Genomic DNA, 11808 nt, shown 5'->3' with positions numbered 1-11808 from the left:
GGGACCTCCGTGCGGGAGCGACAGTTGCGTCGGTGGTGCAAGCGCGAACTGCGGAGCATGGGCTTCCGCCCGCCGCTGGACGTCAGAGGTCTGTGCACCCTCCTCGGAGACCACCGCGGTCGCGCCGTCCGCCTGCTGCCGTACCGGTTCCCCATCAGCGGCCCCTCGGGCCTGTGGATGGCCACCGCCACCACCGACTACATCTTCTTCCAGCGCGAGACCACCCGCGCTCACCAGGACCACATCATCACCCACGAGGTGGGGCACATCCTGGCCGGGCACCACGGCAGCAAACCGATCGCCGACGCCCTCGAAGGCATGGTGCCCCATCTGTCGCCCGCCGCCGTCCGCCGCGTGCTCCAGCGCACCGGCTACGACGAGGCGCAGGAGCGCGAGGCCGAGCTGGTCGCCACCATCATCATGGAACCGGCCGGACTCCTCGGCCTGGGCGCTCCCCCGGCGCACCGCGTCGCCCCGGCCCTCGGCGGCGGACCCGGACGGTTCTGATGTTCCAGATCCCCCTCATCGTCCTCCTCGCCCTCGGCGTGCTGTGGAAGGCGGTGGACCTGGCGCGCTCACCGTACGACCGGGCGCTGCGCTCCCTCGTGCTCTGCCTGCTCCTGCTGCTGACCGGCGAGGTCCTCAGCTTCCCCGAGGTGACCGCGGCCATCGACGAGGCCACCACCGCCGGTACGGGCAAGGTCGCGTACAACGCCATCTACCTGTCCGGCCTCTACGTCCTCGTCTCGTTCTTCGTCTCCTGCGCGGGTCTCCCGGACGCCACCACCCGCAGATACCGGCGGATCGACACCGCGCTGCTCGCCGGCGTCCTGATCGCGCTGACCGCCGCCATGATCGCCACGCCGGCGGGGATGCGCGCACACTCGCTGAGCACCCCGCACATGGCCGAGCCGCCCATCGCCTTCTTCTATATCCTCGGCAACGCCTACTTCGTCTACGCGTACGCGGCCTGCGCCCTGTACGCGCTGCGCTTCGCCGGCACGGTGTCGCGGCCCCTCGCGCTCGGGTTGCGGACGATGGCCCTGGGGCTCCTCGGGCTGACCGCCACGGCCCTGGGCCGCCTGGTGCTGGTGGTGCTCCGGATCGACACCCCCGGCGCCCACCAGTCGTTCAACACGGTCAACTGGTCGGTGGCCAACTGGTCCATGGGCGTCGTCCTGGTCGGCACCTGCTACTCGGCCGCCGTGCACCTGGGCAGCCGGTGGCGGTCGGCCGCCCACCACCGCCGCATGTACCGGGAGCTGACCCCGCTGTGGACGGCCCTGGCCGCCGCCTACCCGGAGATCGTGCTGGTCCGGAACCGGACAGGGCCGCCCTGGCACCGTCTGCGCAGCTCCCCCCAGCAGCGCTTCTACCGCCGGCTCATCGAGTGCCGGGACGGACTGCTGCGGCTGAGTCCGCAGCTGCGGCGCCTCGCCCCCGACGAGGACCTCGCCGGCGGCCCGCCCGACCATGTCGCACGGCTCATCGCGACGGCCCTGCACCTACGGCAGTCCACCGACGCTCCCGCCCCGGGCATCGAACTCCCCGCCACCCCGGTGGCGTCGCCCTCGCCCGCGGAGACCGGTCTGGACGCCGACGCCCGCGAACTCCTCGCCATATCCCGCGCCTTCCACACGATCTCCCCCGCCCCATCCCCCTCCCTCCGCGAGAGGAAAGCGTGAACCGGCTACTCATCACCGCGGACCGCGTCATCACCGGCCCCGCGCACCGTGCCATCCCCCAAGGCGCCGTGCTCCTCGACGCCGACCGCATCGCCGCGGTCGGCCCGGCCGCCGAACTGGACGCCTCGGTCCCCGCCGAGGTGCCGCGGCTGCGCTGCCCCGGGGCGACGGTGCTGCCGGGTCTGATCGACTGCCATGTCCACCTGGCCTTCGACGCCGGACCGGACCCGGTCCGTGCCGTGACCGAGGCGGCGGCCCCCGACCTGGCCGCCGCCATGGCCGAACGCGCCACCCGACTGCTGGCCGCCGGGATCACCACCGTCCGCGACCTGGGCGACCGCGACGCCCTCACCATCCCCCTCCGCGACTCCCTCGCCTCCGGCACCGTGGCCGGCCCCCGCATCCTCGCCGCGACCGCCCCGCTCACCTCACACGGCGGCCACTGCCACTTCCTCGGCGGCGAGGTCGTCTCGGACGACGACATCCGCGGCCGCATCGCCCGCAACGCGGCCGCCGGAGCCGACCTCATCAAGGTGATGGCCTCGGGCGGCGCGCTCACCCCCGGCGGCCCCAGGATGTGGGAACCCCAATTCAGCCCCCACCAACTGCGCCTGATCGTCCGCGAGTCCGCCCGCCACGGCCTGCCGGTGGCCGCCCATGTGCACGGCACCGAGACCATCGCCCAGTGCGTGGACGCCGGGGTCCGCACCCTGGAGCACTGCTCCTGGCGCACCGCCGAAGGCGTCGTCCACGACCCGGAGACCACCCGCCGCATCGTCGCCGAGGACGTCGCCGTCTGCCGCTGCGTCTCCGGCGACTGGCAGCTCTTCCTCAAGCAGATGGGCCCCGAACGCGCCCAGGCCATGATCGATGTCATCGGCGAGATGCGGCAGGCCGGCGTACGCTTCATCGCCGGCACCGACGCCGGCGTACCGGGCGCCCACTTCGGCGACTACGTCGGCATGCTGGAGTTCTTCGCCTCCCTCGGCTTCAGCCACCCCGAGATCCTCGACATGGCCACCACCACCCCCGCCCACGCCCTCGGCCTCACCGACACCGGCTCCCTCACCCCCGGCCTGCGAGCCGACCTCCTCATCGTCGACGGCAACCCCCTCACCACCCTCGACGCCCTCCGCCACCCCCGCCACGTCTTCACGGCCGGCCGGCCCGTCAACGCCTGACCCCCGCCACCCGGGGTACGGGAGCCCTGCCTGGCGACAGCCCGTATCGGCTACGCTAGGCACCGGATCACATCGATCTCCCCGCCTTCGTAGCTCAGGGGATAGAGCACCGCTCTCCTAAAGCGGGTGTCGCAGGTTCGAATCCTGCCGGGGGCACCATGCGTGGACGCTCTGACCGGGGTTCTCCCTCGGGCAGAGCGGTTCCTTCGGCCTCGGACTTCTCGTCCGGGGCCGTTTGCGTGAGCGGGCGTGGACCGACCTTCCCTGTGGGCGCCGGTCGGGGGCGATCTAGGATTGCGGGCGCAAAGTCATGCGCATGCCATTCGGAGGTCCTATGCCGAAGTACCGAGTCGTTCGTGCCGCCCTGGCGGTGGCCGGGGCAGTCGCCCTGGTCGCGGGGACGTCGGGTTCCGCCCATGCCGCCGATCTCACGCTGAAGGTGAAGCGCGGAGGGCACACCGTTGGGACGATGACCCATCTCGACGCGGATCCCGACACCTTCCGGGTGTGCGACACCCGGGCGGACGGATACGGGGTCACCGGCAAGCTGTACATGTACACGGCCGGGTGGCAGTTGAAGGAGACGCAGGCGGACGGTGGGGACGCCGGTTGCGACTCCTTCGACTACAACGTCGTCCCGTATGTCGGCAAGTACCTGATGAAGGTGTGCTGGGACGGTCCCGGCAACGTCTGTGTGAAGAAGGAGTTCACGGAGGACTGAGCCTTGGTGCGTGCGTGGGTGCCCGACCGCCCCAAGGGGGGTGGTCGGGCACCCTCGTACCGCGGGGTGGGTCAGGGGGCGTCGACCAGGACGCGGCCGTGGGTGGGGGCGAGGGTGGCGGCGGCGCCGTTGGCGTAGAGGGAGTCGACGCGGGCCTTCTCGGTGGCGTTGGGGGTGGCGTTCTTGCAGGTGGTGCCGGCGGACGAGCCGGACATCAGCTGGGTGCACGGGCCGGGCTTGGTGTCCGGCAGGCCGAGGTTGTGGCCGATCTCGTGGGCGGCGATACGGGTCTTGTCGTGGCCCTGGGAGACCGCCTGGCTGCCGAGTTCGACGCGGGCGGAGCCGCCGGGGCGGACCGGGCCGAGGGTGGCCTGGGGCCAGCCGCTGGTGGCGACTATCTGGATCTCGGCCCGGGTGCCCGGCGCGGCTTCGACCAGCTTCACGTTCTTGACGGTGGCGTTCCAGTTCGCGACGCCGGCCGCGATGGCCGACTCCCAGCCGGCGGCCCGGCTGTCGTCGTAGCGGAGGGTCGTCACCGCTGCGGCGGCCTTGGCGGCGGCCGGCTCGGGCGCGGGCGCGGCGGTGGCGGCGGTCGCGGCGGCCAGGGTGATCGCTGCGGCGGCGGTGGCCGACTTGATCCAGATGGAGTGCGGCATTGCGGTCCCTTCGGGGGTGGGGGGAAACGGCCCCGGCGAGGTGCGGGGAGGGGATGCGGAGGGGTGCGGTCCGGGTGGGGTCCGGACGCGGTCCTCCGGAGTGAGTCTGGGAGGACGGGGGTGTGGTGACAAGGTGTCAGGGGGTGTCAGGGGGTGATAGGGCGGGGTTATCGGGGGGCGCAAGGGGGCGGTTTCGGCCAACGTACGACGTTGGAAACATTGGCATGGACCTGATGTTGGGACGGCGCTACGCTCCACGGCGAGCGCGGATGAGAGCGCTCTCATACCTGTTCCGCCCCCCACTGTCGCAGGAACGAGCGAAGGGTCTCCCCATGAGCAGCAGGATGAGGACGTACAGAACAAGGTTGCTTGGAAGGCGAGTTCGGGTCGGGCTCGCGGTCGTCGCGCTGGTCGGGGCGTATGCCGCCGGCGGGGCCGGGTCCGCGGCCGCCGCGCCCGCCCCGGAGCGCGGCACCGCCGTCGCGCGGGCTGCCGAGCCGCTGTCGGAGGGGCTGGTCGCGGCCATGCGGCGGGACCTCGGGCTGACCGAGGCGCAGGCGGTGGCGCGACTGGCCGCCGAGGCCGAGGCGACCGCCGTGGAGGGCCGGGCCAAGCGCGCGGCGGGGGCCGCGTACGGCGGGTCCTGGTTCGACGCCGGCAGCGGGCGGCTGACCGTGGCCGTGACGGAGGGCGGGAAGACCGCGGCGGCGGTACGGGCGGTGGGCGCGGAGGTGCGGTTGGTGCGCCACAGCGAGCGGCGGCTGAACGGGGTCAAGGCCGCGCTGGATCGACTGGACGCGCCCGCCGGGGTGGGCAGTTGGCATGTGGACCCGAAGGCGAACAAGGTCGTGGTCGGCGTCGTCGCGGGCGAACGGGGTGACAACGATGTCCGGGCGTTCCTGGACAAGGCGGCCGCGGCCGGGCCCGTCGCGGTGCGGGAGGTCGCCGAGGCTCCGCGGACCTTCGCCGCGGGGACGGTCGGCGGCGACCCGTACTACACCGGCAACGTCCGCTGCTCCATCGGCTTCTCGGTGCACGGCGGCTTCGTCACGGCCGGCCACTGCGGGCGGGCCGGGCAGCAGGTGCGCGGCTGGGACAACAGCTACATCGGCGACTTCCGGGGCTCCTCGTTCCCCGGCGACGACTACGCCTGGGTGAACGTGGGCAGCGGCTGGTGGACCGTACCGGTGGTGCTGGGCTGGGGCACCGTCCCCGACCAGCTGGTCCGCGGCTCCAACGAGGCACCGGTCGGGGCGTCCATCTGCCGCTCCGGCTCCACCACCCGCTGGCACTGCGGCCGGGTCCTCGCCAAGAACGAGACGGTCAACTACAGCCAGGGCGCGGTGCACCAGATGACCAAGACCAGCGTCTGCGCCCAGGGCGGGGACTCCGGCGGCTCGTTCATCAGCGGTGACCAGGCGCAGGGCGTCACCTCCGGCGGCTGGGGCAACTGCTCCAGCGGCGGCGAGACCTGGTACCAGCCGGTCAACGAGATCCTGAACCGCTACGGGTTGCGGCTGCACACCGCCTGAGGCCCGGGGACGGCCGGCCGCACCGGCTAGCGGAACTCCTCCGGGCAGGGCGTACCACGGGGGAAGATCTTGTACGGGGCGCCGAGCCGGTAGGTGCCGGGCGCCGGGGCGATGAGTTCGGTCCACTCGTCGCCCTCGGCGTCCTCCTCGGCCTTCAGCAGGCAGCCGTGCGGGTTGGTGAACTTCCGGTTCTCGTCGTCCGCGCGCTCCTTGGACTCCTCGGTCTCCTGCGGCGGTTCGACCTTCTGGCCGCTCTCGTCGAGGAGGGAGAGCCAGGGCGAGTACGGCACCCGGATCAGCATCCGCCCCGCCTCACGGACCGTGACCGTCATCTCGCCCGCCCCGGCCCGCTGGACCGCCGCCGGAGGTTCGGCCAGCGGGGTCGGGTCCGCGACCGCGAACAGCTGCCAGTTGTCGTCCGACCACACCGGGCGCAGATACGGCTGGCCCTCCGCGACCAGCTCGGCCTCCTGCTCGGCCCCGGTGTCCGGGTCGCCCTTGGGCAGCACCACGTAGTGCACGGCCCAGCGGTGCAGCCAGTCCCGGTAGGTGACGGCGTTGAGGGTGTCGTCGTAGAAGACCGGGTTGCGCTCCATGTCGGCCTGGCGGTTCCAGCCGCGGGCCAGGTTGATGTACGGGGCGAGGGCGGACGCCTCCCGATGGCTGCGGGCCGGTACGACCTCCACCCGGGCCCGCTCGGCGCGCAGCCGCTGGAGCTGGTTGATCAGCGGCGCCGCCTCCCGCGCCCAGGAGGCGTCCGGGGCGGTGCGCACCACGTCGTCCACGCTCTTGAAGCCGATCCAGCCGTTGAGCGCCACGAACGCCAGCACCAGCGCGTACCACTTGCGGCTGCGCGGCACCGCGTACGGGAGCGCCGCCAGCAGCAGCACCCCGGCGAACAGCATCGGCAGCCGGGAGACGTTCGAGCCGACCTGCGAGTCGACCAGCCAGGTCAGCAGGGTGCCCGCCGCGTACACCGCGGCGCCGGTGCGCACGGTGCGCCAGTCCCGCGGTACGAGGAGGAGGACGACGAGGCCGAAGGCGAAGGGCAGCAGGGTGGAGGCGAAGGACATCGGCTGCGTCCCGGAGAACGGGAACAGCCATGCGGACAGGGCCACCACCACGACTGGCGCGAGCCCCAGCGCGTACGCCCCGGGGCGGCGCCGGTTGAGGAAGAGCGCGGCCGCCGCGACCCCCAGGAAGAGCCCGGCCACCGGGCTCGCGGCGGTGGCCAGCCCGGCCAGCGGGGCCGCCACGGCCGCCTTGGCCCAGCGCTTGTAGCGCCAGCGGTACGGCCAGCAGAAGACCGCCGCCACCGCGCCCAGCGCGAACATCATGCCCAGGCCGAAGGTGACCCGGCCGGACATCGCGTTGCAGAGGAAGGCGAACACCCCGGCCAGCGCGCACGCGAGCGGATTGCGCACCGCCCGCACCCGCACCAGGATCAGCGCGGTCAGCGCCGCCGAGGCGGTGCCGACGATCATCATGGTGGCCCGCACCCCGAGCAGGGACATCAGATACGGGGAGACCACGCTGTACGAGACGGGGTGCATCCCGCCGTACCAGGCCAGGTTGTACGCGGAGTCGGGATGGCGCCCGACGAACTCGGCCCAGGCGTCCTGCGCCGCGAGGTCGCCGCCGCTGTTGGCGAAGACCAGGAACCAGAGGACGTGGGTCAGCGCCGCCAGCGCGGTGGCCGCGGTGACGGGGTGCCGGAGCCAGTGCCGGGCGCCACGGGGCCGGGGCGGGACTCCGGAAGGGGCGGTGGGGGTTGGGGTGGGGGTGGGTTCGGGGGCGGTGCGGGGGATGGTGCCGGTGCCGGGCTCGTACTCGGTCCCGGGCTGCGGCTCGGATACGGTTCCGGGCTCGTACTCGGTCCCGGGCTCGGATACGGGCAGAGGCCCGGCTGCGGTCCCGGGCTCGGATACGGGCTGGGGCCCGGCTGCGGTTCCGGGCTCGGTTTCGGGCTCGGGGGCGGTACGGGGTGGGGGCGGGGTGTCGGCGGGGTGCGGCAGCCGCGTGCCGGGCACCCGGACGCGGGGGCGGGCGGCCGCGGTGTCCGCCGCCCCGCCGGTAGGGCGGCGAGTCGGCTCAGGCTCAGTGGTGGTCACTGCGGCTCGGCCCTCAGCTCTCTGCGTTTCCCCGCTCGCGCGGCTGTCGTGGCGGCGGCGGTCACGGCCGCTGTCCTGGCTCCCCGGCTGTGCTCCGCTCGCGCGGCCCCGGCCCCGGGGGTGCGGGTGCTCCGGGCCGGGCCGTCGCGACGCCCGGCAGCCGCCTCGTACCGCGGAAGACGCCTCCGCGGCACCCCTCGGTTGAGAGGCGCCGCGCCGGTGATCGGACGCTAACACGCGGGTGCCCCGGCGCTCCGGGGCACCCGCGTGGATCAGCCAAGGACGGCCGGGACCGGTGGGGTGGCCGGCCGAGGGGACGGCCGAGGCCGGTCCGGACCGGCCCGGTCGTCAGCTGATACGGGTCAGCTTGGCGCCGAAGCCCGGTTCCGCGAGCTCGCCCTGGACCGCGACCGGCACCTTCACCTGGCTCGCGCCCTCGCCGACGGTGAGCGAGCCGACCGGCGTACCCGGAGCCGCGGAGTGCGGGATCGGGCGGCCGCCGTCGGACAGCTCCAGCTTCACGGTCAGCCCGGACCAGCCGACGACCGACACGTCCTTGGTCGCGACCACCGGCGTCGTACCGCCCAGTCCGTCGTCGACCCGGCCCACCACATCGCCCTTCTTCACCACGGTCCGGCTCTTCAGCAGGTCCTGGGTGGCGATCATGGCCTCCTTGCTGGCCGCGATCGCGGTGCCCAGGATCGGCGTCTTGTACTGCGCCAGCACCGCGCCGACGATCAGCTGATCGGTCTCGCCGACCTTCTTGTGCGCGGCGAAGAGCAGATTTCCGCCGGCCTTGGTGGTGGAGCCGGTCTTGATGCCGAGCGCGCCGTTGTACGGGACGAGGTCGTTCCAGTTGCGCCACTTCCGGCCGGAGGGGTCCGTCCAGTTGGGCAGCACCGTGATCTTCATCAGCGCCGGGATCTCGACCAACTGCTCACCCAGCTTGACCTGGTCCTCCGCCGTGCTGACGGTGGACGCGGTCAGCCCGGAGGGGTCGGTGTACGTCGTCTTGGTCATGCCCAGTTCCTTGGCGGCGGCGTTCATCTTCTTGACGAACGCCTGCTCTGAACCGGCGTCCCAGCGGGCCAGCAGCCGGGCGACGTTGTTGGCGGAGGGGATCATGATCGCCGCGATAGCGTCATGCAGCGAGATCTTGTCACCCTCCTTGAGGGTGTTCACCGTCGACTCGCCCTGCGCGTCGTAGCCGCCCTCCTTCTCCGCCAGCGCGTCCACCTCGATCATCGGGCCCTTGGTGCCCTTCTTGATCGGGTGGTCCCGCAGGATGACGTAGGCCGTCATCGCCTTGGTGACGGAGGCGATGGGCACCGGCTTCTGCTCGCCGAACGAGTCGACGGTGCCGAGGCCGGTCGCGGACATATAGCCCTGGCCCTCGCCCGGCCACGGCAGCTTCGGCTTTCCGCCGTCGAAGGTGAAGGTGGGCTTGGCCGTCAGCTCCAGCGTGGGCGCGGGCAGCGGGCGCACGGCCTGCACCACGGCGAAGACCACGGCGAGCAGCAGGACCAGCGGGGTCCAGATCTTGACCCGCCGTACCGCGGTGCGGACCGGGGTCTCCGGCGGCGGCGGGGTGTTGGTGAGCTCCGCGAGCAGGTCCAGCGGCGGACGCGGCGGCAGGGGCTGCTGCCGGGTCTGCTCCGGCCCGAGGGAGGCGGGCAGCGCCGCGGTCTCCTCGGCGGGCTTCCGCTCGACGGGCTTGGAGACGGGGGGCTTCGGCTCGGCGGGCTTCCGCTCGGCGGGCTTGGAGGCGGTGGACTTCTGCTCGGCCGGCTTGGAGGCGGTGGGCTTGGAGGTGGTGGGCTCGGGGGCGGTGGGGTCGGCCTCGGGCTTCCGCGCGGCGGGTCGTACGTCGTCCGTGCGCAGCGGCACGAACTTGCTGGTCCCCTCGGCTGCCGACTCGGGCGCGGTGCGGGATTCCGCACGGTCGCCCCGGGCGGAGTCGCCCCCCTGCTTGCGTGCGGCTCCGGCGCCCGCGCCGACGGTCTTCAGCATCGTGGTCGGCTGATCGACGGGGGGCGCGGTGCGCTGGACGGCCCGGAAGATGGCGGTGGGCTGGTCCACGGGCTTCTTCCCGCCTTCGGCCCCAGCCCCCTCCCCGGCGTCCGCATCCGCGTCGGCCTCCGCGTCCGGGGAGTCGTCCGAGGTGGAACCCTCCGGCTCGCTCTCCTTCGCCTCGGGCCTGGCGGGCGCCTCGGCCACGGCGGGCTCGTCGCCGTCACGGCCCCCGGCGCCATCACGACCCTCGTCGCCGTCGCCGTCGCCGTCGTTGTCGCTGTCGCTGTCGCTGTCGCTGTCGGCCGCAGTGTCGTTTCCGCGCGGTGCGGCCGACTCAACCGCATCCTCGGCCGGCTCAGCGGCGTCCGGCTTCCCGGCATCCGGCTTCCCGGCGTCCGACCGCTCCCCAGCCCCGGCCGCCGGCTTCTCGGCCCCGGCCGCCGGCTTGCCGTCATCGGCCGCCGTCTCCCCAGCCCCGGCCGCCGTCTTGCCGTCGCCTGCCGCGGGCTTCTCGGCCCCGGCCGCCGGCTCGTCGCCATCGGCCGCCGGCTCGTTGTCGCCGCGGCCGACCCAGGCCGCCACGGCGGCGCGCAGCCGCTCATCGCCTGACCCGCCCGATTCGCCCGACCCGCTGGGCTTCCCGGAAGCGCCCGACCCGCCAGGTGCCTCCGCCTCGCGGGAACCCTCGGCGCCGTCCGCGGCGTCTTCCTCGGCGGACGCGGTTTCCGCTACGGGTTCCGCGTCCGGCGAAGGTTCAGGCGTCCGCTGGGAGGTGGTGTCCGGCGCCCGGAAGATCGCCGTCGGCTGATCGATCCCGGCACCCTCGCTCGTGTCGGCGCTCCGGTTCCCCGGCGCCGTCTCCCCCGGCGACTTCCGCTGCTCCGACCTGTCGGGGGACTCGCCCGCCACCGTGCCTCCTTCGTTCAAAGCGTTGTCCGAACCATGTACCAGTGTCCTGTGTGACCGCCCGGCTCCCTCGCTAGACGAGAACGACATACCTACTGGTTCCCGTACAAAGCACCCGGGTGCTCTCGACAGATGAATGTGAGAGGGGTCACCCTGTCATTCATCCACGCGGGGAGGCATGGATGGGCAGGAGCCGCAGAACACTTCCGGAGGAGCTTCTGCTGCTCGCTCTGGACCCGGCCACGGGTACCACAGCGCAGCCGCAGTCGCTCGACCTCGGCCTGGCCGGAGCGCAGCTAGTGGAGCTCGCTCTGGCAGGACGGATAGCCCCGGACGGGGATCGTATCGCCGTGGTGATGCCACGGCCGACCGGAGATCCGACACTGGACTCCGCTCTGGAACTGCTGCGCAGACGCGGCAGTCCGGTGCGGGCGGTCCACTGGATCGGCGGGCCCCGGCTGGGGCTGCGCCAGACCTATCTCTCGCATCTGGAACGGTGCGGCATGGTGCATGCCGTCGAGGGCCAGATGTGCGGGGTGCTGCCGACGACGCGCTACCAGGCGACGGAGACGGCGATCAGCCGGGAGATCAGGGCCCGGCTGGACAGCGCGATCCGCACCGGCGTACCGCCGGACCCGCGGACCGCGGCGCTCGCCGCGCTGGCCCACGCGGTCGGACTCGGCAAGCACCTCTACCCCGGGAACGAGGGACGCTCCTCGCGCTCCCGGCTCCGGGACCTGATCCGGCACGACCCGATGGGCGGACTGGTGGCGCACGCCGTGATGGACGTGCAGAACGGTGTGGCCGCGCAGCCCCGCCGGGGCCCCGGCGGACGTCCCGCGGGCGCGGTGCCGGCGCAGCCACGGCAGCACGGCAGCGGGTCGATGGCGCGCGCCGTGGCGCACTGACGGCGCTGACGGCGTACGGGTCCTCCGCGGACGGACCGTTCGCGCGCCGGCATGAACCACCGTGTGGGGCGGCCCCTTCGGCCGCCCCACACGCG

9 protein-coding genes and 1 tRNA gene are annotated in these 11808 nt (G+C 73.2%); 7 read left to right on the top strand and 3 right to left on the bottom strand.

What is annotated here, in order from left to right; translation table 11 throughout:
• Positions 1-9 precede the first annotated feature (9 nt).
• From ABZ945_RS01265 to ABZ945_RS01245, 5 genes are all read left to right on the top strand, one after another.
• Positions 10-507, top strand: a complete 498-nt coding sequence (locus ABZ945_RS01265; protein WP_361261972.1) for a hypothetical protein — start codon at positions 10-12, stop codon at positions 505-507.
• Positions 507-1685, top strand: coding sequence for an MAB_1171c family putative transporter (locus tag ABZ945_RS01260; RefSeq protein WP_361261969.1), 1179 nt, complete (start codon positions 507-509; stop codon positions 1683-1685). Before ABZ945_RS01265 ends, ABZ945_RS01260 begins: the two co-directional genes overlap by 1 nt.
• Positions 1682-2866 carry an amidohydrolase family protein gene (locus ABZ945_RS01255; RefSeq protein ID WP_361261966.1) on the top strand — a complete coding sequence of 395 codons (1185 nt, stop codon included), beginning with the start codon at positions 1682-1684 and terminating at the stop codon, positions 2864-2866. The genes ABZ945_RS01260 and ABZ945_RS01255 overlap by 4 nt, the downstream gene beginning before the upstream one ends.
• Before the next feature lie 83 nt (positions 2867-2949).
• Positions 2950-3025, top strand: a tRNA-Arg gene (locus ABZ945_RS01250).
• Between the two features lie 175 nt (positions 3026-3200).
• A complete protein-coding gene (locus ABZ945_RS01245) occupies positions 3201-3587 on the top strand; it encodes a hypothetical protein (protein WP_361261963.1) in 387 nt (128 codons plus the stop codon).
• A 71-nt stretch (positions 3588-3658) separates the two neighbouring features.
• Here ABZ945_RS01245 and ABZ945_RS01240 read toward each other — a convergent pair whose 3' ends face one another.
• The gene (locus ABZ945_RS01240) at positions 3659-4243 is read right to left on the bottom strand and encodes a snapalysin family zinc-dependent metalloprotease (RefSeq protein WP_361261960.1); all 585 of its coding nucleotides are present in this window, start codon (positions 4241-4243) and stop codon (positions 3659-3661) included.
• A 365-nt stretch (positions 4244-4608) separates the two neighbouring features.
• Between ABZ945_RS01240 and ABZ945_RS01235 the strand changes: the two genes are divergently transcribed.
• A complete protein-coding gene (locus ABZ945_RS01235) occupies positions 4609-5775 on the top strand; it encodes a S1 family peptidase (RefSeq protein WP_361261957.1) in 1167 nt (388 codons plus the stop codon).
• 26 nt (positions 5776-5801) lie between these two features.
• Here ABZ945_RS01235 and ABZ945_RS01230 read toward each other — a convergent pair whose 3' ends face one another.
• Both ABZ945_RS01230 and ABZ945_RS01225 read right to left on the bottom strand, forming a co-directional pair.
• Positions 5802-7463 carry an MFS transporter gene (locus ABZ945_RS01230; RefSeq protein WP_361262879.1) on the bottom strand — a complete coding sequence of 554 codons (1662 nt, stop codon included), beginning with the start codon at positions 7461-7463 and terminating at the stop codon, positions 5802-5804.
• Positions 7464-8234: 771 nt separating this feature from the next.
• On the bottom strand, positions 8235-10481 hold the full coding sequence (locus ABZ945_RS01225) for a serine hydrolase (RefSeq protein ID WP_361261954.1): 2247 nt from the start codon (positions 10479-10481) through the stop codon (positions 8235-8237).
• A 506-nt stretch (positions 10482-10987) separates the two neighbouring features.
• Here ABZ945_RS01225 and ABZ945_RS01220 point away from each other — a divergent pair.
• Complete coding sequence (locus ABZ945_RS01220) at positions 10988-11713, top strand: GPP34 family phosphoprotein (protein WP_361261951.1); 726 nt, start codon at positions 10988-10990, stop codon at positions 11711-11713.
• The last annotated feature ends 95 nt before the right edge of the window (positions 11714-11808 follow it).

The organism is Streptomyces sp. NPDC046887 (assembly GCF_040644755.1).
Lineage (GTDB): Bacteria > Actinomycetota > Actinomycetes > Streptomycetales > Streptomycetaceae > Streptomyces > Streptomyces lichenis.
This window is presented reverse-complemented; position numbering and strand designations above follow the sequence as displayed.